A 21,483-nucleotide genomic window follows, 5' to 3' on the forward strand; every position below is an offset into this window, starting at 1 on the left:
CAAGACCTTGTCATGATGCTTCAACAACCTCCCCTTTTGCGCAGCTTGGGTCTGCGCTCGTCGGCGCTCGCGGCCGTGGTGCTGGCCTTGTCCTTGAGCAGCTGCGGCCACTTGCAAGAGCTGGGCAGCGTTCGCGGGGGCTATGCCCAAGGCTCTTGGTTGGCGCTGGACGATGCGCACCGGCACACGGTTTCGCCCGGTGTTTTTTTGAACTTGCCGGATGCACCTTACCGAGCCAAATTTGCAGATGAGCGTGGGGTCTACTACCAAGCCTCCAGGGCTTTGCGTTTCAGCACACAAGACGGCGCGGTGATTGAAGTCGATGGCGGGCTGTACATGTTGCATGACAATCCGCTGCAAGCCACCACCTGGTTTTATCCCACGCTGGGAGCTCCGGCCACACCGTACAAAACGCCCCTCAAAGTGACTTTCTTTTCTGCCAAATATTGATGCCCTCTCCGAAGCCTCGCACGATGATTCACCCTTTTTCAAAGCAGCGCCGCACGCCCTGGGCTTTGGCCCTGCTGGCTGTGTGCAGCGGCCATGTGATGGCCCAAACTCCGCCCGAAGTTCAACAAGCTTTGGCGCAACCTTTTGTGTGGGTCAATGAGCAAGCGCAGCCCACGGCCTTGGCCGAAGTGCTGTTTCGCGAGGCCATGGCCAAAGGCACGCCCAGCAGCCCGGCTTTGCGCGAAACCGTGCGCGATGACCTGATTCACCAGGCTTTGATGGCACAAGATGCACGGGCCCAGGGCTTGGACAAAAATCCCTTGGTGCAGGCCCAAATGGCACTGGCCAGCCAAGGCGCTTTGGTCCGTTTGTGGCAGCAAAAAGTCTTGGCAGAAAACCCCATCAGCGACGCCGCCGTGCAACAAGAGTACCAAGCGCAATTGGCGCAATGGGGCTCACAAGAAATGCTGATTGCCCACATCGTGGTGAACGACCAAGACTTGGCCAAGCGCCTGATCTCGCGCATTCAAAAAGGCGAGGCGCTGGCAACCTTGGCTGCCGAATTTTCAATCGATCCAGACAGCAAGGCCCAAGGCGGCTTGGTGGGCTGGGTGGGCATCCAGCAACTGGTGCCCGAAGTGGCGCAGGCCATCCGCCAAATGGCCGCGCAGCAACTGTGGTCTGAGCCTGTGCGCACAGCCCTGGGCTGGCATGTGCTGAACTTGCAGGCCACGCGACCTGTCACCCCCCCACCTCTGGACAAAATCCGGCCGCAGCTGCTGGAGTTGCTCGCGCAAAAAACGTTGGCACTCAAATTGGGCGAATTGAGGCAAAAAGCATCCATCAAATAAGGCCCTCATGTTTTGTATCATCTATGGATGATCACCTCAGCACACAACAGCGTTCCAGACGGCATCACAAGGCAGCTCTTGCTGGTGGAAGACAACCACCTGTTTGCCGAACAAATCACCGATGCCATGCAGGGCCTGCCCGACGATTGGCAGGTTACCGAATTCAGCGAGGGCTTGGTGGCCAAAGATTGGATCGAGCATCAAATCAAAGCCGTTGACTTGGTGTTGGTGGATTTGGGATTGCCCGATGTGAGTGGCATTGAAGTGATTCGCACTTGCCGCGAACGCTTTGCGGACATGCCCATTGTGGTGATCTCGGTGGTGGCATCAGAGTCTGCGGTGCTCACCGCCATCGAGGCTGGCGCCAATGGTTACATCTTGAAAGACGAGTCCATTTCGGAAATCACCGAAGGCATTCAGCAAGTGCTGCAGGGGGTCTATCCTTTGAGCCCCCGACTGGCCCGTTTTTTGTTCAAGCAACTCTCAGCGGCGGGAGAAAAAGCACCCGAGCGCAAAGACATCAAACTCTCGCCCAGAGAGCATGAAACCCTGCAATTGCTGGCCCAAGGGTTGACGTATGACAAGGTGGCCGACAGCATGGGCGTGACCTTGTCGACCGTGCAATCGAATGTGCGCAGCCTTTACAGAAAACTGAACGTCAATTCACAATCACAGGCGGTCAACATGGCCATCAGCTACAAGCTCATTTGAATCAATCCGGTGCTGCTCAGACACACGGGGCACGCGCAGCAAAACCTCCACCCCGGGGTGGTGCTCGATCAATACAAACACTCCGCCCATTTCTCGCGCACGGTAGCGCATATTGCTGATGCCCCGGCCCCGGTCCATGGGTGGCATGAGCCCTCGTCCATCGTCACGCACCGACAGGGTCAGCTGGTCTATCTGGGCATCAAAGTGAGCTGAAAAATACACATGTTGGGCATGTGCATGTTTGTAGGCGTTGTTCAAGGCTTCTTGGACCAGACGCAGCGCTTGCAAAATTTTGCGCGGGGCCAAGGGGGGCAAGTCCTTGAGCTGAACATCCCACTGCAATTGCGGACCGTTGCTGGCAAAGCGCCGCTCAAGTCGGTGGTGCATGTCCACCAAGGCCTCTTGCAAGGTGATGTTGATCTGACCCAAGGTGTCCACCACGAGGTGCAGGTCGGCGGTGATTTCACGCAAGAACTCGGGAAACTCTTCCGGCCGAATGCGGCCTTTTTCGGCCATCATGCGCACACCGGCCAACTGAGATCCAAAACCATCGTGCATGTCCCGAAGCAGTTGCTCGCGTTCCTTGGTGCGCGATTGTTCGATTTGCCGCAACTGCAATTGGTTTCGAATGCGGTCCGACTCTGCTTTGGCCTTGACCACATCGGTCCGGTCAAACAACACACCTTCAAAAAGGAGGGATCCGTCAGGCAAGGTTCTGGACACAGCCTCGCTGTTGACCCAACGCATTTCACGACCCAGAGGAAAAATCGGCCACTCCTTGGGTGTGAACACCCGTTTACTCGAGGAGTTACCAATGAACGCCTCCCACTCGGGCAAAGCTTTTTCATGCAGGATTTCTGCAAACACATTGGGGTCGTTCAACAAATCCTGGCGGTTCAGGCCGGTCAACTCAATGAAGCGTTGGCTCACAAAAATGAAACGACCTTGGGCCTCACCCGGCTTGAACACCAGGGTGTAAGTCCCCACGGGAATGTTTTCAGTGATCTCATAGGCCATGCGCTCGGCGGCCCTGCGCTCGAGCTGCGCCCGGTCCACGCGGGATTGACGCAAGGAGGTGGCCAAACTGCGAATGAGCACCGTGCCCAAGGTGAGCAGCATGGCGCTGTACACATAAGGAAACAAATAGGTTCCTTCGAAATTGGAGGACCCCGCAAAACGACGCCAATCCAAAACGCCAGCGAACACCAAGAGCATGGCCATGGAACTGGTGAAAATTTTGATGGGGCTGCGTGACTGAAATGCCCAAAAAATGGACAGCGTCATCAAGGCGAATCCAATGATCAAAAAGACGATGAACAACAAGGCAATCAAGGGCCGGTTCACCGATGTGAACGCCATCAGCAATGTGCCCGTGATGGAAAAACCCAACATGGCCACCACCATCCAGGTGCGCAACTTGCCAAACAAGGACAACATGGTGAGCAAGGCCATGGGTGTCGCGAAAAACCGCGAGGACACCACAAGCCAGGCAAACACTTCGATGTTGATCCATGGTCGAGTGACCGTCATGTTGAGCAAACCCAACATGTGCGCCAGACAACCCAAGCTGAACCACAGGTAAGCCAGTTCTTTGCTCAAAATGAAATACACCGTCAAAGACAAAAACCCGAACACAGCGCTCACCCAAAAAAGCGCCACCAGAAATTCGGTTTTGAGCCATTGATTGACACGAAATTTTTGGTCGAATAAGCGATCGACCTCACCGACCCGGACGGATGACAAACCACTCACCTGTCGGGCGCTTGCATAGATTTCAACCTCGATCGTGTTGTCACCGGCACGCCAAACGCTGGCGGGGGTGGTCAAAAAGAGGGGCGTGTGCAAACAACGCAGTGCCTCCAATGGCCCTTGCCCACAACTGTTGACAAAAGCGCCATTGATGTAGACCGAACCGGAGAGGCTGAGCTTGGGAATGAGGATGGCCAATGGCCCTTGAGGGGCTTCAGGCAAGTCCAGACTCAGTTTGTACAAAACCCGACTGCCCGATGGCGAAAAATCCTCAGGGGCCAGAACATGGGGCAACACCACACGACGCGGCAAGGACATTCCCGTGAGGAACGCTTGGTCGATGAACCATTCTTGCTGTGTGGCCCCCATGGCTGGCGACGAGGAAAGGCCCAACAACAGCCACAAGCCGAAAACCAAAGTCTTGAAGGCTGCCCCAAGTCTTGACATGACTGGGGCACACGGCCGAGTTTGAAAGGGGGATTCCATGCTCACCATGTTAAAGCCTTGCTGCTTTCCCATCACGCGGTGGACAGGTCTGCTGCAAAAAGCCTGAGCTTGGAAGAAAGGACACCCTTGGAGGGATCTACCGCCGCAGCCCCTGCGGACGGTTGCACGCTGTTCCGTGCTGGACCGGCTTTAGGCCAGACGGCGGCGCAAAGAAGGGAATGCCATTTTGGGGTCTTTGGACACTGCCACGAGCTTGGGGGCCAAAGGCGCTGTGCTGAGCAATTCAGAAACCAAAGCATCGGCATGGGCGTGAGGCCCCGCACGGCTGACCTCGAAATCCAAGCGGGTGCTTTTGGCCATTTGGGCCACAAAGTTTTGCGGATAGTCGCGCACATTGAATCCGCGCAAAGCCATCACCTTCATGAAAGCGTTGGCTGCCTCTTCAACGGCACACTGGTATTCCTTGGTAACTGCTGACGTCATGTCGACCTCGTTCTTGGGATGAAGTTATTCACCCTTGCATAACGCGGTGCAGACCCGGTTGGAATACATCATTTGTGTTTTTTTGTGACTGAATTCGACAAAATCCCATGGGCAGCCTGAACCCCACTGGCCAAACAGGCGGTCAACAAATAACCCCCCGTGGGGGCCTCCCAGTCCAGCATTTCACCTGCGCAATACACATCAGGTCGGGCATTGAGCCGCAAATCAGCCCCCAAGGATGACCATTTGACCCCGCCTGCGGTGCTGATGGCCTCGGCCACGGGTCGAGGGCTTTTGAGCACCACCGGCAGTGCTTTGATGTGTGCAGCCAACGCACCAGACTGTTGCAGCACCTCAGGCGGGCACAGTTCATGAAGCAAACCCATTTTGACGCCATCCAGACCCAAGCGGCTTTTGAGGTGACTGCTCAGGCTGCGACTGCCACGCGGCCATGAAACCTCTTTTTCGACTTGTGCCAAAGTTTTGTCAGGCAAAAGATCCAACATCAATTGGGCGTGCCCACTGGCCAACAGGTCGTCACGCAGCCAAACCGAAGCGGCATAAACCAAGCTGCCCTCCACACCGGTTTGGGTGATGACGAACTCACCTCGGCGCGAAAACCGGTCGGCCGTCGATGCGTCACCGCCCCCCTGCACCGTCAAGGCCACCGATTTGAGAGGATGGCCGGCAAATTTATCCACAAAATGCCGAGTCCACCCTTGTCCTTCGCGCCCCAGCACATCAAAACCGCAGTTGGCAGGCTGCAAATCAGCCACCTCAACACCTTGATCTTGCATCACAGGGACCCAAGCGCCGTCGGACCCCAGCCGTGGCCAACTGGCCCCTCCTAAAGCCAACAGGGTGGCTTGGGCCTGCACTTGCACCGTTTGCGCATCGGTTTGGCGGTGAAAAACCATGCAGTGGTCCTGCCAGCCACGCCAGTGGTGGCGCATGTGAAATTGAACAGGCACACCGCAAGTGGGGTGGCGCAAGCGGTGCAACCAGGCACGCAAGAGCGGAGCGGCCTTCATTTCGGCTGGAAAAACCCGCCCGGAGGTGCCCACAAAAGTGTCTACGCCCAAACCTTTTGCCCAATCACGTACCGCTTGGGCATCGGTGTGTTGGAGCCAAGTTGCAATCTCGTTTTGACGTGCACCAAAACGGGTGCGAAACAGTTCAAAAGGTTCGGAATGGGTCAGGTTCAAGCCCCCTCGACCTGCCAACAAAAATTTACGCCCCACAGAGGGCATGGCGTCAAACAAGTGCACAGACACGCCAGCCTGGGACAAAACCTCGGCCGCCATCAAACCCGCGGGGCCACCGCCCACAATGGCCACCTCGGTTTGCAATACAGGAAAATCGACTGGCTGGGATGTGGGCACTGTGGGAGTCATGGTGGGGATCAAAGAACGCAGCACTGTTGGGCGAAGGCGTCATGTTTCTGTCAAAATAGGCTTAACTTTATCCGCATCTCAATGTTCACAAGGAAAAGGCCATGGCCAGCGATTTGATCAAACACACCACCGACGCCACTTTCGAAGCTGACGTGCTCCAGTCGAGCCAGCCCGTGGTGGTCGACTTTTGGGCCGAATGGTGCGGTCCATGCAAAATGATTGCCCCCATCCTTGACGAAGTGGCCAGCGCCTACGAGGGCAAGCTCCAAATCGCCAAGATGAATGTGGACGACAACCGCGATGTGCCAGCCAAGTTCGGCATTCGGGGCATTCCAACCCTCATGATTTTCAAAGACGGTCAACTTGCCGCCACCAAAGTGGGTGCCATGAGCAAGTCTCAGTTGACCGCTTTCATCGACCAACAATTGGCCTGATGCTGCAGGGGCCAAGCCCCTTGTTCATCTGGTTGAGACCTCACCGGGCCCCATGGGCCCGGTTTTTTTGTTTTTGGACGGGCCTTAAAACCTGTCATAATTTCTCACAGGCATCCCGAACAGGGACCAGCGCCTTGATTGTCGAAAATTCCAGCCCCCAACCCCTGGGCAGTTTTTGGCTCTGAACATTTCCACCCGGTTACCCCGAAAAACGGTCTCCAATCGACCGATTCGCCACAGGCCCATTCCCATGCATTTGAACGAACTCAAGGCACTTCATGTGTCCGAACTCCTGAAGCAAGCCGACACACTCGAAATCGAGAACACCGGTCGCATGCGCAAACAGGAGCTGATGTTTGCCATCATCAAAAAACGCGCTAAAGCTGGTGAACAGGTCTTTGCCGATGGTGTGCTCGAGATATTGCCCGACGGTTTTGGCTTCTTGCGCAGTCCCGACTCGAGCTACACGGCCAGTACCGACGACATCTACATCAGCCCCAGCCAAGTGCGCCGCTTTAACCTGCACACCGGCGACATGATTGAAGGCGAAGTGCGCATCCCCAAAGACGGCGAGCGCTACTTTGCACTGACCAAACTGGACAAGGTCAACGACGACCTGCCCGAGAACAACAAACACAAAGTCATGTTTGAAAACCTGACGCCGCTGTTTCCCAAAGAGCAGATGCGTCTGGAGCGTGACATCAGGGGCGAAGAAAACATCACCGCCCGCGTGATCGACATCATCGCCCCGCTCGGCCGTGGCCAACGCGCCCTGATCGTGGCCCAGCCCAAATCGGGCAAGACGGTGATGATGCAGCAGATCGCCCACGCCATCACCGCCAACTACCCCGATGTGCACCTGATGGTGCTGCTGGTGGACGAGCGCCCGGAAGAAGTGACCGAGATGCAACGCAGCGTGCGCGGCGAAGTGATCTCTTCGACCTTTGACGAACCCGCTTCGCGCCATGTGCACGTGGCCGAAATGGTGATTGAACGTGCCAAGCGCTTGGTCGAGCTGAAAAAAGACGTGGTGATCTTGCTCGACTCGATCACCCGTCTGGCCCGCGCCTACAACAACGTGGTGCCTTCCTCGGGCAAAGTGCTGTCGGGTGGTGTGGATGCCAACGCCCTGCAGCGCCCCAAGCGCTTCTTTGGCGCGGCCCGCAATGTGGAAGAAGGCGGCAGCTTGACCATCATCGCCACTGCATTGGTCGACACCGGCAGCCGCATGGACGAGGTGATTTTTGAAGAATTCAAGGGCACCGGCAACTGCGAGATTCACCTCGAGCGCCGCCTGTATGAAAAGCGCGTGTTCCCGGCCATCAACCTGAACCGCAGTGGCACCCGCCGCGAAGAGCTGCTGCTGCAACCCGAAGTGCTGCAAAAAACCCGCATCTTGCGCCAGTTCATGTACAACATGGACGAAATCGAAGCGATGGAGATGGTCTTGAAGAGCATGAAAGCCACCAAGAACAACTCCGAGTTCTTCGACATGATGCGACGCGGCGGTTGATACCCTATAATCGACAAGTTTTGCGGAAAGTGCACTCAGATAGGCTGAAGTGTGGCTACCGTAGCGAAAGTAAAAGGATTTCCCCATGAAAGACGGCATTCACCCCAACTACCGTGAAGTTTGCTTCCAAGACATGTCCAATGGTTTCAAGTTCGTGACCCGTTCATGCGCTAACACCAAAGAGATGATCAAAATGGAAGACGGCCGCGAGTTGCCTTGGTACAAGCTGGATACGACCAGTGAGTCGCACCCCTTCTACACAGGCACACAAAAGTCGGTGGACAACATGGGCGGCCGCGTGGAGAAATTCCGCAACCGTTTCGGCAAAACCACCACCATCGCCAAGTAATTCAATTGGCTTGTCCCACAAAGGGCAGTCCGGGCAACCGGCCTGCCCTTTTTGTTGGGTGATCCACAGCGCCCAACTTGCCCATGGGCATGTCACAGGTGACAGTCCCACCGCCCCATCCCTGATATCTTGATTCAGACGTGAACCACACCACCCCCGCCATCGTTGCACAAAGTGCCGTGCGCAGATTGCCGCGCCTGGCCTTGCTGTTGCTGTGCGCCGCTTATGTGCTGCCTGGTTTTTTGGGGCGCACGCCATGGAAAGCCCAAGACATTGAGGCCTTTGGGTACATGCTTCAATTGGTTCAACCGGCCATGGGCGAAGCCACTTCTTGGTTCAAACCCACCTTGCTGGGCCAAACCGACCCGCAACTGGCCTTGCTGCCTTATTGGTTGGGGGCCAGTTTTTTGCGTTGGGCCCCTGCCGGCTGGGAGGATGTGTTTGCACGCCTGCCTTTTGTCGCCATGCTGGGCCTGACCTTGGCGGCCACTTGGTACGCGGTGTATGCCTTGGCCAGAGCCCCTGCAGCACAACCGGTGGCTTTTGCTTTTGGAGGTGAGGCCAAGCCCACAGATTACGCGCGAGCTTTGGCCGATGGGGGTTTGCTGGCCTTGTTGGCCTGCCTGGGTTTGGCCCGTCTGGCCCATGAAACCACACCGGCCTTGAGCCAGCTGTGTTGTGCCGCCTTGATCTTTGTGGCCTTGTCTACTTTGCCGCGTTACCGCTTGGCCAGTGGTGTGGCCATGGGCGTGGGCATGTTGGGCTTGACGCTGTCTGGCGCTCCCAGCTTGGCCTTGTTCTTGGGGATTGGGGGTTCAGTCCTGCGTGCAGCGGCGCAAGCAGATCCGACACAACAACGCATGCGGGTGCTGGATTTGGGTTTGCTGGCCTTGATCTGCCTGTTGTGCATCACGACCGCTGGGGTCTTGGACTTGTGGCGTTGGCGCGTGGTGGCGCACAACATGGTCGATGTGCACATTTTGGCCAAGCTTTTGCTGTGGTTCACTTGGCCGGCCTGGCCTTTGGCGATTTGGTCCTTGTGGCGTTGGCGTGGGCAATTGGCCCGTGGTTGGCGGCACCCCCACCTGGCCCTGCCCTTGTGGTTTGTGGCGGTGACCATCACGGCAACCTGGTTGACGGGTTTGACCGACCGTGCATTGCTGGTCGCCCTGCCTGCCATTGCCTGCCTGGCTGCGTTTGCATTGCCCACACTCCGGCGCAGTTGGGGGGCTTTGATCGACTGGTTCACCTTGTTGTTTTTTTCGTTTTGCGCCTTGGCCATCTGGGTCGTTTGGGTGGCCATGCAAACGGGCTTTCCTGCAACCCCTGCCGCCAACGTGGCCAAATTGGCACCCGGTTTTGTGAATGCGTTTTCTGGGGTCACCTTCAGCATGGCCTTGTTGGCCACGGGAACCTGGGCCTGGTTGGTCCATTGGCGCATTGGTCACCACCGCGCTGCCATTTGGAAAATCATGGCCTTGCCAGCGGGTGGAGCGGTGTTGTGCTGGTTTTTGCTGATGACACTGTGGCTGCCTTTGCTGAACTACGCCCGCAGCTATGCCCCTTTGGTTGAAAAAGTGACATCCATCACGGGCGAGTCCCACTGTTTGCAATATGCCGGTCTGAGCAAGGCGCAAGGCACAGCATTCCTGTTCCATGGCCAATTCAAGCTGGAGGCAATGCGAGCACCCACGGCCAGCTGCCCCTGGTTGATCATTGACGAGAAAAACCTGCCCTTGATGGCAGACAAAATGGAGCGCTTGGGTTGGGTTCAACATGCCAAAGCCCAAAGACCGGCCGATAAGGATGAACACATCTTGATCTACCGTGCTTCAGCGCCACCTCAAGTCCCACGTCTTGACCCTGCGTTGCAGACCAGCGCACCACAAGACTGAAGCCATGTCCGAATTCAAGACCATCGCACGGCACGCCGGCACCGTGTTGGTGGGGCAACTGGCGGTCATGTCTTTTGGCGTGGCCGACACGGTGATTGCTGGGCGCTACAGCCCACAAGCCTTGGCGGTCTTGTCCCTGGCATCGTCCATTTACATCAGCATTTATGTGGCCCTCAATGGCCTGTTGCAGGCCCTGCTGCCCGTGTGGTCCGAGTTGCACGGTGCAGGCAAAACCCGCGAGCTGGGCCGTTCATTTCGGCAGGCTTTGTACATCACCGCCTTGGCCACTTTGACGGGCATGGCCGGGCTGTGGTTCCCGGACCCTTGGTTGTCTTGGACACAAGTGCCCTTGGAGTTGTGGCCCGATGTGCGTTCGTATTTGCGGATTTTGGCCATCGCTTTGGTGCCCTCTTTGCTGTTCAGGATGTACAGCACCTTGAACCAAAGTTTGGGTTTGCCGCGCTTGGTCACCTGGCTGCAAGCAGGGGCCTTGTGGGTCAAAATTCCTTTGTCGCTGGTGTTCACTTTTGGCCTTGGCCCATGGCCTGGTCTGGGGGTGGTGGGCTGTGCCTGGGCGACCTTGGTGGTCAACAGCTTGATGATGCTCACAGGTCTTTGGCTGCTGCGCACCCAGGACATTTACCAGCCATATGGCTTGTGGCAACGGATCGAAGTGCCGCAGTGGCCCCTGTTGAAACGCTATTTGCAGCTGGGCATTCCTGCTGGTCTGACGGTCATGGTGGAGGTCACCTCGTTCACCATGATGGCGCTGTTCGTGGCCCGACTCGGCGCTGTGGCTTCGGCAGGCCACCAAATTGCGGCCAGCCTGGCCTCGGTGTTGTACATGGTGCCGTTGGCCTTGGGCATTGCCAGCAGCGCCCGCACCGGTTATTGGCTGGGCGCCCAACAAGCAGGCAAAGCACGGCGGGCCACCTATTTGGGGCTGGGGCTGACGGTGGGGGCCGCCTTGGTGTGCGCTGGCGCATTGCTGGCGGGGCGGGACGCGATTGCGCACGCCTTCACCACCGACCCTGTGGTGGCACAAACTGCAACGGTGTGGCTGGGCTGGGTGGCCCTCTACCATCTGGCCGACGCGGTGCAGGCCACCAGCGTGTTTTTGCTGCGTTGCTACCGCATCACCGTGGCACCCTTGGTCATCTACACCGCCTTGCTCTGGGGTGCAGGACTCATGGGAGGCTACCTTTGGGCCTATCAGGACTCCGCCCTGGGCCTGAGCTGGACCCCTCGCCCTTCAGTAGACACCTTCTGGATCACCAGCACCATGGCCTTGGCCACCGTCTCGGTGCTGTTTGGGGGCTTGGTGTGGCGTGTGGCGCGTGCCCCTCATCGCCCGATGTAACGCTGACGCCGAAAAACCCAGGCCAAAGTCAGTGCCACAGCGATCATGAGCACCTCGGTCCACCACACCCCACCTTCGGCATGCAGCGCAGGAAAGTTTTCAAAATTCATGCCGAAAAACCCGGTGATCAAGTTCAATGGCAAAAAAATGGCCGTCAACACCGTCAAGGTTCGCATGACCTCGTTGGTGCGGTTGCTTTGCACATTGAAGTGCATCTGAACAGCGGTTTCGGCACTTTGCTCCAGTCGCCCCACATGGTGGACCACGCGCTCAATGTGTTCCAGCACATCGCGACTTCTGACCTTCAACATCTCGAGACTTTGGGTGGGGTACTGCAGATCTTCTGGCCATGAGCTCAACGCGGCAATCCAATCCTGAATGGCGGCGCGTTGGTCCTCGCACACTTCCTCAAGGTAGTGCAGGCTCAAACGCGCATTGAGCAAGGCCGACCAGTCGTTGAAATGTGCATGCGGGTCCAGCAAACGGGCCTGCCAGTGGTCCAGTTGGCGCGTGAGTTCGCGACGCAAATCCAGGTAAGCATCGACCACATGGCTGACCATGCGCAGCATCAAGTCAGCGGGATTGGCAGGCAAACGGTGTGCCGCTTGTGCGGGGGGCAAGCTGCTGGCCGTCAACAATCGGGCTGCAAAGTGCGAGAGCACTGCACAGTCCACCGGGTGCACAGAAATCACCAAGCGATCGAGCCACAAAAAAGCCACGGGACTGGTGTCTATCTTTCTCAAAATACCCGGTCCACCCATGGTGTTCTCCTGGTGCAAGATGACCCCCGGTTTGGACAAATCGGTTTCAGTTCGCCCTCTGGCCAATCGCCTGAACACCAACAAGTCGTAATCCGCGGTGTAGTCGTAATGCGAAGGCAGTTGGTTGTTCAAGAGGTCTTGCACATGCAACTCATGCAGGCTGACGCCCAAGCAATCCACCACCGTTTTTTGAAGCTGGCCTTGCAACAATTCGAATTCGCGTCTAGAAAAAGCCATCCACACAAAACCCTGTGTTGGCAAAGTTGCGGGGATGGTGTTGGACTCGTGCACCTCGTGCGAGGCCATGGTGAAAACGCGCATGTTCATTCCTTGCCACAGACCCTCTGTCGCATGGCTTGGCATTGTTGGACAGCGTCATGAAAGTGTCATGACAGAAATGACGCCAAACCGTCATCAAACATTCACGAGCTTGGGTGATATTGAAAGTTTCAAATACTTTGGGCCACCCCATGAGCAAAGACGAGTCCATTCAAGAATCACAAATGCGTCAACTGCGCGAAGACCTGTTGGACAGCCTCGATGAAGAGTTGGAGTTGGAACTCGACGACCGCTGGGGCGAGCAATCGGGGGGAAACCCTTTGGCCAGCAGCGAACGAACCCGCTACTTTCGCGAGCTTTTACGCCTGCAATCCGAATTGGTGATGCTGCAAGACTGGGTGGTCAAAACCGGCCACCGCATGGTGATCTTGTTTGAAGGTCGGGACGCTGCAGGCAAAGGCGGCGTGATCAAACGGATCACGCAACGCCTGAACCCCCGGGTGTGCCGCGTGGCCGCCCTGCCCGCCCCCAACGACCGCGAAAAAACACAGTGGTACTTTCAGCGTTACATCTCGCACCTGCCTGCAGCGGGTGAAATCGTGCTGTTTGACCGCAGCTGGTACAACCGGGCCGGTGTGGAGCGGGTCATGGGGTTTTGCAACGATGAAGAATACGAAGAGTTCTTTCGCTCGGTGCCCGAGTTTGAAAAAATGCTGGTGCGCAGCGGCATTCAGCTGGTGAAGTATTGGTTTTCCATCACCGATGACGAACAGCATGCACGATTTTTAGGCCGCATCCATGACCCGCTGAAACAATGGAAACTCAGCCCCATGGATCTGGAAAGCCGCCGCCGCTGGGAAGACTACACCCGCGCCAAAGAGACCATGATCGAGCGCACACATATTCCGCAGGCCCCGTGGTGGGTGGTGCAAGCCGTGGACAAGAAAAAAGCCCGCCTCAACTGCATCGACCACCTGCTGAGCCAAGTGCCCTACCACGAGGTGGAACACCCCCAGGTCATGCTGCCCGGGCGTGTGCGCAACCCGGACTACATTCGCCACCCGGTTCCCGAAGACATGGTGGTGCCCGAAAAGTACTGACACCTGCTCAAACAGCTCAAGCCTTGGTCAACAAGGGTTCACCCATTTTGATGCGCATGCCCGGGGTGAGCCCATCGGCCCAATCAAAACCGGCCGGCACAAACACCAAAATGGTGGAGCCGTGCTCGAACCAGCCCATCTCCTGGCCTTTGGCATAGTCGGCTTGACAAGGGATTTCGTTGGGGCCTTTGTAGCGCAAATTCAACAGCACATCGACCGCATGCAAGCGCATGCTCGCCACCAACACTGCGGCAACGGGCACGATCAAAAATGGCTCACCCGATTGGGCCAGCATGTGCAGCACGGCCCGTTCGTTTTTGCAAAACAGTTGTGCCACCCGCTTCAGCGCCACTGGATTGACGTTCCAGGTGTCACCCGAGATGTAGGTCACATGCTGAAGTTGCACATGGTGCGGCGCATGGAATCGGTGGTACATGCTGCTGGTCAAGCGCAAGGTCAGGAACTTGCCGCCTTCCAGTGCCTCGGGCCAATCACGGCACGCAGCACCATCGCCCAACAAGGTTTGCAAGCGGTAAGGAAAACCTTTGGCCTGAAAAACTTGTCCCTCGGTGATGACGCCACAAGCCCCCACGATGGCGTCACAAGGTGAAGTCAAGACTTTTGGATCAGGGTCCACAGGCCGCAAGCCGGGCTTGAGCTCACGGGTAAAACAAGCGTGCAGGCTGTCAAATTTTTGCTGCTTGGCTTCACTTAAATCAAGGTCACTGAACCAGCGCCAAACGGCCATGGAAGCCTTGACCACGAATGGGTTTTTGATCTGACTCCAGCGCCCCATGAAATGGGTCAAAGCGATGCGTGGAATGCGGTTGGTGAGCAAGAAATTCAAGTCCTCTTGCAGCAGTGTTTGTTGGAACAGCTTGCGAATCTTCATCATGTTGTCACTCAAATTGAATAAAAAGAAATTTCATTGACACAAGGAAATTGACTGTGAACTCCACTTGGATCAGTTTGGGATTGCTGGCTGCTTGGGCTCCTGCGCTTCGACGGCGCATACAGCTTTCCAGAGCCAAACACCGCTCTTTGGCCGGCCACTCGCGCATGGCCAAACGCCTGGCCCGTTGGCTGCCCGGCTACAGCTTTGACGAGAGCACTTTTTTTGGCTGCGATGGCGCACCTGCCGACATCCAGGCCCTGCGACGGGCGGCCTTCATGGCCTTGGCGCAAACCCTTCAAACACGGCACAGCCAGAGCATTGCCGCCACGGTCAGTGCCCGAGACAACATCTCGGATATGCAATTCATCACGGCCTACCGGGTGCCCTTTCAATTCAGCCCCATGGTGCAAAAGCATCTGAAAGTGGGTTCGTTTTTGGAGTCGGCCCAAGGCGTTCAAGTGACCGACCTGGACGGACAGGTGTTTTACGATTTGACCGGCTCGTATGGCGTCAATGTGTTCGGTGCCGACTTTTACAAAAAAACCATGGCCGATGGTCTGGCCAAAACACAGGCCTTGGGGCCAGTGCTGGGCTCTTACCACCCCGTGGTGGCCAGCAATGCACAACGCCTCAAAGCCATTTCGGGCCTGGACGAGGTGTCGTTCCACATGTCGGGCACCGAGGCCGTGATGCAAGCGGTGCGACTGGCCCGCTACCACACAGGCCGCCCATACATCGTGCGCTTTTGCGGTGCCTACCATGGCTGGTGGGAAGATGTCCAACCCGGGCCAGGCAACCCCATGCCACCGCGTGAGACTTACACCCTGAGCGACATGAACGAGCGCAGTTTGGCGGTGCTGCGAAGCCGCAAAGACATCGCATGTGTGTTGATCAACCCATTGCAGGCGCTGCACACCAACGCCAATGCACCTGGAGATTCGACCTTGGTGGACAGCAGCCGACGCGCCGCCTATGACCGAGAGGCTTACACCACCTGGCTCAAAGCCTTGCGGCAAGTGTGTACCGACAAAGGCATTGTGCTGATTTTTGACGAGGTGTTTTTGGGCTTTCGCCTGGCCGCCGGTGGTGCACAAGCCTACTTTGGCGTCAAGGCCGACATGGTCACTTATGGCAAAACACTGGGGGGTGGCTTTCCGGTGGGTGTGGTGTGTGGGCAGCACCCATGGATGCGCCGATTTGATGAAAAACGACCCGCCGACATTTGTTTTGCACGCGGCACCTTCAACGCACACCCGGTGGTGATGGGGGCCATGTCGGCCTTTCTGGACCAACTCGAAACGCCTGAAATTCAAGCCATCTACCAAGGTGTCGATGCGCTTTGGAATGCGCGTGCACAGCACTTCAACGCAACCATGCAAGAACATGGCTTGCCCTTGCAAGCAGCCAACATGTCCAGTGTCTGGACCTTGTTTTACACCCAGGCGAGTCGCTACAACTGGATGCTGCAGTACTACCTCAGGCTTGAAGGTTTGGCACTGAGCTGGGTGGGCACGGGTCGCTTGATCTTCAGCCTCAACTACAGTGATGCCGACTTTGAAGCTGTGCTGGAGCGGTTTGTGCGGGCAGCTCGACAAATGCAACAAGACGGTTGGTGGTGGCAAGATGATCAGCTCACCAACCGATCGATCCGCCGCCGCATTTTGAAAGAGACCTTCAAACGCTGAAAGCTTGCACCCGTCAGTCATGTGAAGCTGACGGGTGTGCTGAATCAGCGGCTGACCTGAGCATCCTGATGCGCAAAGCGTTGGCCTCGCAGCAAGTGCAAAGGTGCTTTGTGGTAGAGGTAAATGTCGTGAAATGGATCGGTCAGGATTTTGGTCATCCAGACCAGCCCAGTTTGGGCGTCTTGCAAAATAAACAAATGCAAAGTGCGAAACAGCAAAGCACCTGCGCCCAAATACAACCAGGCATATCCCACCGCACGCAAAAAGCCATAAAAATCTTCATGCATTGGCAAGAGGCCAAAAAGACCGGGATTCAAGAAAATCATCAAAGGCAAAAGTGCCCAGACACTGAGCAAGACCACCTTGCGCCGGAGGTTGTAGCCGACCTTGATGTCTTCTTTGAACGCCTGTGTCGCTTGATTCACTTCGTCATAGCCCAAGGGTTCAAAAAAGAAATGGCCTGCTTGTCGTGATGTCATGGACACCAGCCAAGCCAACAAGGCCGCCAAGGGAGGGTCAATGAACAACAGGACATAGGCCACCACAAACGCCATGGCACTTAGAAAATGCAAGGACTGGTTGATGCGGCAGTGGTGGTAATAACGGTGATCGTCCCAGCGCTGAATCCGCAAAGCTTCAAAAAAATCTTTCACACAAAACCTCCAAAAGTGGTGTTCGTATCATGAAGAAGTCATGTGAAAAAACAGTGACATGCCCTCACACCAAGGCCTAGATCTCCGCTCAAAAGCACCCGCTTGTTTGTCATCAAGTTGTTAAATCAACACGGCAACATGGGTTCATGGAACATGCATCGACCGAACACTTGCTGGTGGAAAACTTTGAGCCCGAAAATTCGGCATTGCGAATTGCTGTGGTCACCGAAACCTGGCCACCCGAAGTCAATGGCGTGGCACTGACGCTGTCCAAGCTGATCGTGCAGTTGAGTCAACGTCAACACACCATCCAACTCATTCGCCCCCGGCAGGACAAGCATGACACCGCTTCACAGCAAACAGCTTGGTCTGAAATTTTGTTGCGCGGTTTGCCCATCCCGCACTACCCACAGCTCAAATTGGGATTTCCCAGCAAAAAGCAGCTGATCAAGGCGTGGACCATCAAACGGCCCGACCTGGTGCACATCGCCACAGAAGGCCCTTTGGGATGGTCAGCCCTTCGAGCAGCCAAGGTGTTGCGACTGCCCGTGACCTCGGATTTCAGAACCAACTTTCACAGTTACAGCAGGCACTACGGCGTGGGTTGGTTGAGCAAACCCATCGTGTCTTATTTGCGGAAGTTCCACAACCGCACCCTGTGCACCATGGTGCCCACCATGGCCTTGCAGGCGCAACTGGCGGCATCGGGTTTCGAGAATTTGAGTGTTGTGGCGCGGGGTGTCGACACACTGGTGTTTCACCCGGGTCAGCGCAGCATGGCACAAAGGGCTGCATGGCAAGTGCAAGACGACACGGTGGTCCTGCTGTCGGTGGGTCGGTTGGCTGCAGAAAAGAACCTGGACCTGATTGTGAACACTTACCAGTCGCTCAAGCAAAGTGGCCGAAAAGTCAAAATGATTTTTGCGGGCGATGGCCCTTACCGTGCGAAACTTCAAATCGACTGCCCGGAGGCGGTGTTCATGGGCATGTGCAGTCATGCGCAGTTGGCCGTGGCTTACGCCAGTTCAGATTTGTTTTTATTCCCCAGCCTGACCGAGACATTTGGCAATGTGACGCTGGAAGCACTGGCCAGTGGCACGCCCGTTTTGGCTTTTGACTGTGCAGCTGCCACAGAACTCATCCGGCACGAACACAATGGGTGGCTGGTGCCCGGTGAAGACCCGCAGCGCTATGTGTTGAAAGCGTTGGACATCACCCGCAGCAGCGCCACATTGCGCAAAGCGAGACAACACACGGCCGCCAGCGTGGCCCCTTGGGACTGGCATCAAATTGCCGACCAGGTTGAGACCATCTTCCGCTCGGTTGTGACCGCGCACAACCCGGTGTGACTCAAGTTTTGGGGTTCCTGCTTTTCCACGGCATGACCGCGGCCAACAAAGGCAGGCTGAACAGCAGCATGATGGGCAACAAGGGTACATCCCAGGCCAGCAGTGCGCTGTAGGCACCCAACATGATCAACACACTCAGGTTTTCATTGAAGCCCTGAACGGCAATCGAGCGCCCCGACTTCATGATTTTGATCCCCCGGTGCTGCAGCAAAGCATTCATGGGCACCAGCAACATGCCGCCTGCCCATCCCGCCAACAGCAGCATGATCACGGCCAGCCACAAGACCTGGGTGAGCGCCATGCAGGGCAGTAACGCAGCCAACACCCAACCCCAAGGCAATGCCCGCCTTGCATTGAAAATCTGGCAAGTCGCGGCTGCCATGGCTGCCCCACCCATCACCCCCAAGGCCACCACGGCTTGCAAATAGGCCCCTTGCTGCAAGGTCAATCCCGCATTTTTTTGCGCCCAAACCAGCACGGCAAACTGCAGCACCGCGCCCACACCCCAACACAAGGTGGTGACATACAAAGACATGCCTCCCAAAGGGTCGGACCACAACTGCCGTTGATGATGCCAAAACGCGGACCAGCGCATCGCAGACCAGGTCAGTGGCTGACAAGGCTGCACTTGGGCCGTGCCCACACCGATGTTGAACAAGGCGGAAATGCCGTACACCACAGCCACCCATGCGAAGGCACCCCAAACCTGTGTCGATACGCCCAAAGGCGATTCAAATCCGTGCAAAGGCACAAAATCGGGCACCTCGACCAAAGTGTATACATGGATCATCGCCCCACCCAAGGCCACACCCAGCATCACCGACATCACCACAGACACTTCCAGCCAAGCATTGGCCTTGACCAGCAAGCGTGGCGATACCGTCTCGCAAACCCAACCGTACTTGGCGGGTGCATACAAGGCTGCGGCCAATCCCGTCAATGCAAAAGCATAAAGGGGATGCACACCCGAAACCAACAAAATCACACCCACCAGTTTCAATGCGTTCATGGCGGCCATCAACCGGCTTTTGGGAAAAGCATCGGCCAACGGACCCGCTATCGCAGCCAACAACACATACGCCAAGGTGAATGAAAACTTGAGCAAGGGAGCCCACCAAGGTGGATAGCCTTGCTCATGCAAAAAATACACCCCCAAGATCATGAAGGCGTTGTCAGCCAGGCCGCTGGCAAATTGCGCCAGGATCAAAAAGAAAAAACCTTTAGGCATGCACTGTCGTGCAGGACGGCGGTGGGTTCTCAAGCATGGGCTTGAAAAGAGGTGCCTGACTGCGATCAAACCTCAGACCTTGAACCAAGGCATTGCGACGGCCCACCCCTTGGTAGGCCATGCCCAATGCCAGCAAAGCCTGTGGGTTGTAAAGGTTGCGGCCATCCACAATAAAAGGCGTTCGCATGAGTGCCTTCATGGCTTCAAAGTCAGGGTTGTGAAAATTCTTCCACTCGGTCAAAACCAACAAAGCATCGGCTCCTTGCAAAGCCTGCAGATCGCTTGGAACAATTTCGAAACGTTGGAGCAGTTCGGGGTCTTGCGCAAAGTCCTCGCGCAGCGCCTTCATGGCTTCGATGCTGGCCACAGGGTCATAAGCGGTGACCTGTGCGCCCCGCATCAACAATTCGCGAATCACCACCCGGCTGGGCGCTTCGCGCATGTCATCGGTGTTGGGCTTGAAGGCCAAGCCCCACAATGCAATTTTCAGACCCGACAAATCCTCGCCCGCATGCTGCACCAGGCGATCCACCAAAATCCGTTTCTGACGTTCATTGACACTTTCTGTCGCACTGACCACGGCCATGTCATGGCCATGCAACTTGGCGGTGCTGACCAAAGCCTGTGTGTCTTTTGGAAAACAACTTCCCCCATAGCCACACCCGGCATACAAAAAGCCGTAACCAATGCGTTCATCAGCCCCCATGCCGCGTCGGATCTGGTCCACATCGGCGCCCAACTCATCGGCCAAATTGGCAATCTCGTTCATGAATGAAATGCGGGCTGCCAGCATCGCGTTGGCAGCGTATTTGGTCAATTCAGCGCTGCGCACATCCATCCACACCGTGCGGGCATGGTGGCGGTTAAAACTGGCATACAAATCGCCCATCATGCGCTGGCTGCGGGCATGGTGGGGACCCTCATCCAAACCGACCACAATCCGGTCTGGCCGCATGAAATCGTCAATGGCCGCACCTTCTTTGAGGAACTCAGGATTGGACACCACGTCGAACAGGTCGTGTGGCATGCCGCGCTGCGTCAGCTCATGCGCAATCGCTGAACGAACTTGGTCAGCCGTGCCTACGGGCACGGTAGATTTGTTGACCACCAATTTGAAACTTTTCAAGTGACGCCCCACCATGGACGCGACCGACAGCACATGACCCAAATCGGCAGAACCGTCTTCAGATGGTGGTGTGCCCACAGCGATGAACAGCACATCCCCATGGTCAATGGCATCCACAGCATCGCTGGTGAAACGGATGCGCCCATCGGCTTGATTTTTGTTCAGCAAGGCTTTGAGGCCGGGCTCAAAAATGGGCACATCGCCCTCTTGCAGGGTGCGGATTTTCTCAGCATCCTTGTCCAAACATACCACTTTGAAACCCAGGTCCGAGAGGCACCCCCCAGTGACCAAACCCACATAACCCGAACCGATGACCGTGACTCGCATTGCAGCACCTCCTATGGGGGAGATGATTGACACACAGCGTGAAACGTCAAAGTCAGTTTTGCGTCTTTTGAATGACAAAGCGCAGGGCTAGTTTCACTGATTGAACGGCCCTGCGATCAGTGCACGAGGCCCGCTGCTTGGGTGATGGGTGAAGGTCTGCAAGACTTGATCGCGACGAGGGCGTCGCTCCTACAGGGGGCTGCCTGCATTTTGTAGGAGCCCCGCCCTCGGGGCGATTCTGGGTGGTTTGCGATGCCTGATCGCGACGGGGGCGTCGCTCCTACAGGGGGGTGCCTGCATTTTGTGGGAGCCCTGCCCTCGGGGCGATCGGTGGTGGTCTGCGAGGCTGATCGCGACGGGGGCGTCGCTCCTACAGGGGGCTTCCTGCATTTTGTAGGAGCCCCGCCCTCGGGGCGATTTGTTGTGGTCTGCGAGGCCTGATCG

The 21,483-nt window shown here is 56.6% G+C and carries 19 protein-coding genes; 11 read left to right on the top strand and 8 right to left on the bottom strand.

The features are described 5' to 3' along the window. Window positions 1-12: 12 nt before the first annotated feature. From AMM41_RS05420 to AMM41_RS05430, 3 genes are read left to right on the top strand one after another with little or no spacing between them, the layout of a single operon-like run. Entirely contained in the window at window positions 13-450 is a 438-nt protein-coding gene (locus tag AMM41_RS05420; protein ID WP_089954093.1) for a hypothetical protein, read from the top strand. A 23-nt stretch (window positions 451-473) separates the two neighbouring features. After that, a complete protein-coding gene (locus AMM41_RS05425; RefSeq protein ID WP_108377330.1) occupies window positions 474-1,301 on the top strand; it encodes a peptidylprolyl isomerase in 828 nt (275 codons plus the stop codon). 27 nt (window positions 1,302-1,328) lie between these two features. Next, window positions 1,329-2,012 carry a response regulator gene (locus tag AMM41_RS05430; protein WP_089954102.1) on the top strand — a complete coding sequence of 228 codons (684 nt, stop codon included), beginning with the start codon at window positions 1,329-1,331 and terminating at the stop codon, window positions 2,010-2,012. Here AMM41_RS05430 and AMM41_RS05435 read toward each other — a convergent pair. The 3 genes from AMM41_RS05435 to AMM41_RS05445 form a co-directional block, all read right to left on the bottom strand. Further along, a complete protein-coding gene (locus AMM41_RS05435) occupies window positions 1,971-4,208 on the bottom strand; it encodes an ATP-binding protein (protein ID WP_089954106.1) in 2,238 nt (745 codons plus the stop codon). The genes AMM41_RS05430 and AMM41_RS05435 overlap by 42 nt on opposite strands. A 189-nt stretch (window positions 4,209-4,397) precedes the next feature. Next, a complete protein-coding gene (locus tag AMM41_RS05440) occupies window positions 4,398-4,691 on the bottom strand; it encodes a hypothetical protein (protein ID WP_089954113.1) in 294 nt (97 codons plus the stop codon). A gap of 68 nt (window positions 4,692-4,759) precedes the next feature. After that, the gene (locus AMM41_RS05445) at window positions 4,760-6,085 is read right to left on the bottom strand and encodes a TIGR03862 family flavoprotein (RefSeq protein WP_089955236.1); all 1,326 of its coding nucleotides are present in this window, start codon (window positions 6,083-6,085) and stop codon (window positions 4,760-4,762) included. 101 nt (window positions 6,086-6,186) lie between these two features. Here AMM41_RS05445 and trxA point away from each other — a divergent pair, with 101 nt between their 5' ends. The 5 genes from trxA to AMM41_RS05470 all read left to right on the top strand — a co-directional run bounded on the left by trxA (window position 6,187) and on the right by AMM41_RS05470 (window position 11,636). Next, a complete protein-coding gene (trxA, locus tag AMM41_RS05450) occupies window positions 6,187-6,519 on the top strand; it encodes a thioredoxin TrxA (RefSeq protein WP_089954116.1) in 333 nt (110 codons plus the stop codon). Window positions 6,520-6,769: 250 nt separating this feature from the next. Then, a complete protein-coding gene (gene rho, locus AMM41_RS05455) occupies window positions 6,770-8,032 on the top strand; it encodes a transcription termination factor Rho (protein WP_089954120.1) in 1,263 nt (420 codons plus the stop codon). A gap of 85 nt (window positions 8,033-8,117) precedes the next feature. Further along, window positions 8,118-8,381, top strand: a complete 264-nt coding sequence (locus tag AMM41_RS05460) for a type B 50S ribosomal protein L31 (protein ID WP_019425345.1) — start codon at window positions 8,118-8,120, stop codon at window positions 8,379-8,381. A gap of 140 nt (window positions 8,382-8,521) precedes the next feature. Further along, window positions 8,522-10,276, top strand: a complete 1,755-nt coding sequence (locus AMM41_RS05465) for a hypothetical protein (protein WP_089954123.1) — start codon at window positions 8,522-8,524, stop codon at window positions 10,274-10,276. A 4-nt stretch (window positions 10,277-10,280) separates the two neighbouring features. Further along, a complete protein-coding gene (locus AMM41_RS05470; protein WP_089954126.1) occupies window positions 10,281-11,636 on the top strand; it encodes an MATE family efflux transporter in 1,356 nt (451 codons plus the stop codon). On the opposite strand, the gene AMM41_RS05475 is transcribed toward AMM41_RS05470, so the two are convergent. After that, complete coding sequence (locus tag AMM41_RS05475; protein WP_089955240.1) at window positions 11,621-12,718, bottom strand: magnesium transporter CorA family protein; 1,098 nt, start codon at window positions 12,716-12,718, stop codon at window positions 11,621-11,623. The genes AMM41_RS05470 and AMM41_RS05475 overlap by 16 nt on opposite strands. A 149-nt stretch (window positions 12,719-12,867) precedes the next feature. Here AMM41_RS05475 and ppk2 point away from each other — a divergent pair, with 149 nt between their 5' ends. Continuing rightward, window positions 12,868-13,776, top strand: coding sequence for a polyphosphate kinase 2 (ppk2, locus tag AMM41_RS05480; RefSeq protein ID WP_089954129.1), 909 nt, complete (start codon window positions 12,868-12,870; stop codon window positions 13,774-13,776). 16 nt (window positions 13,777-13,792) lie between these two features. Here ppk2 and asd read toward each other — a convergent pair whose 3' ends face one another. Continuing rightward, complete coding sequence (gene asd / locus AMM41_RS05485; RefSeq protein WP_228769111.1) at window positions 13,793-14,671, bottom strand: archaetidylserine decarboxylase; 879 nt, start codon at window positions 14,669-14,671, stop codon at window positions 13,793-13,795. A 53-nt stretch (window positions 14,672-14,724) separates the two neighbouring features. Here asd and AMM41_RS05490 point away from each other — a divergent pair, with 53 nt between their 5' ends. After that, window positions 14,725-16,356, top strand: coding sequence for an aminotransferase class III-fold pyridoxal phosphate-dependent enzyme (locus AMM41_RS05490; protein ID WP_228769112.1), 1,632 nt, complete (start codon window positions 14,725-14,727; stop codon window positions 16,354-16,356). Between the two features lie 44 nt (window positions 16,357-16,400). On the opposite strand, the gene AMM41_RS05495 is transcribed toward AMM41_RS05490, so the two are convergent. Beyond that, window positions 16,401-17,009: a hypothetical protein gene (locus AMM41_RS05495; RefSeq protein WP_089954137.1), complete on the bottom strand. Its 609-nt coding sequence runs from the start codon at window positions 17,007-17,009 to the stop codon at window positions 16,401-16,403. Window positions 17,010-17,155: 146 nt separating this feature from the next. Here AMM41_RS05495 and AMM41_RS05500 point away from each other — a divergent pair, with 146 nt between their 5' ends. Then, a complete protein-coding gene (locus tag AMM41_RS05500; RefSeq protein WP_089954143.1) occupies window positions 17,156-18,358 on the top strand; it encodes a glycosyltransferase family 4 protein in 1,203 nt (400 codons plus the stop codon). Between the two features lies 1 nt (window position 18,359). Here the strand turns inward: AMM41_RS05500 and lplT are convergent, their stop codons facing one another. After that, window positions 18,360-19,586 (bottom strand): lysophospholipid transporter LplT, encoded by a 1,227-nt coding sequence (lplT, locus tag AMM41_RS05505; protein WP_089954146.1) that lies wholly within the window; start codon window positions 19,584-19,586, stop codon window positions 18,360-18,362. Beyond that, a complete protein-coding gene (locus AMM41_RS05510) occupies window positions 19,579-21,039 on the bottom strand; it encodes a UDP-glucose dehydrogenase family protein (RefSeq protein ID WP_089954150.1) in 1,461 nt (486 codons plus the stop codon). The genes lplT and AMM41_RS05510 overlap by 8 nt, the downstream gene beginning before the upstream one ends. Window positions 21,040-21,483 lie beyond the last annotated feature (444 nt).

Source organism: Limnohabitans sp. 2KL-3, from assembly GCF_001269405.1.
Lineage (GTDB): Bacteria > Pseudomonadota > Gammaproteobacteria > Burkholderiales > Burkholderiaceae_C > Limnohabitans_A.

Bases quoted from the DNA above. Each gene is read 5' to 3' on its own strand.
- AMM41_RS05460 (WP_019425345.1), top strand. From the start codon at position 8,118: ATGAAAGACGGCATTCACCCCAACTACCGTGAAGTTTGCTTCCAAGAC.
- lplT (WP_089954146.1), bottom strand. From the start codon at position 19,586: ATGCCTAAAGGTTTTTTCTTTTTGATCCTGGCGCAATTTGCCAGCGGC.
- AMM41_RS05425 (WP_108377330.1), top strand. From the start codon at position 474: ATGATTCACCCTTTTTCAAAGCAGCGCCGCACGCCCTGGGCTTTGGCC.
- AMM41_RS05500 (WP_089954143.1), top strand. From the start codon at position 17,156: ATGGAACATGCATCGACCGAACACTTGCTGGTGGAAAACTTTGAGCCC.
- rho (WP_089954120.1), top strand. From the start codon at position 6,770: ATGCATTTGAACGAACTCAAGGCACTTCATGTGTCCGAACTCCTGAAG.
- trxA (WP_089954116.1), top strand. From the start codon at position 6,187: ATGGCCAGCGATTTGATCAAACACACCACCGACGCCACTTTCGAAGCT.
- AMM41_RS05470 (WP_089954126.1), top strand. From the start codon at position 10,281: ATGTCCGAATTCAAGACCATCGCACGGCACGCCGGCACCGTGTTGGTG.
- AMM41_RS05445 (WP_089955236.1), bottom strand. From the start codon at position 6,085: ATGACTCCCACAGTGCCCACATCCCAGCCAGTCGATTTTCCTGTATTG.
- AMM41_RS05430 (WP_089954102.1), top strand. From the start codon at position 1,329: ATGATCACCTCAGCACACAACAGCGTTCCAGACGGCATCACAAGGCAG.
- AMM41_RS05475 (WP_089955240.1), bottom strand. From the start codon at position 12,718: ATGCGCGTTTTCACCATGGCCTCGCACGAGGTGCACGAGTCCAACACC.
- AMM41_RS05435 (WP_089954106.1), bottom strand. From the start codon at position 4,208: ATGTCAAGACTTGGGGCAGCCTTCAAGACTTTGGTTTTCGGCTTGTGG.
- AMM41_RS05510 (WP_089954150.1), bottom strand. From the start codon at position 21,039: ATGCGAGTCACGGTCATCGGTTCGGGTTATGTGGGTTTGGTCACTGGG.
- AMM41_RS05420 (WP_089954093.1), top strand. From the start codon at position 13: ATGATGCTTCAACAACCTCCCCTTTTGCGCAGCTTGGGTCTGCGCTCG.
- AMM41_RS05440 (WP_089954113.1), bottom strand. From the start codon at position 4,691: ATGACGTCAGCAGTTACCAAGGAATACCAGTGTGCCGTTGAAGAGGCA.
- ppk2 (WP_089954129.1), top strand. From the start codon at position 12,868: ATGAGCAAAGACGAGTCCATTCAAGAATCACAAATGCGTCAACTGCGC.
- asd (WP_228769111.1), bottom strand. From the start codon at position 14,671: ATGATGAAGATTCGCAAGCTGTTCCAACAAACACTGCTGCAAGAGGAC.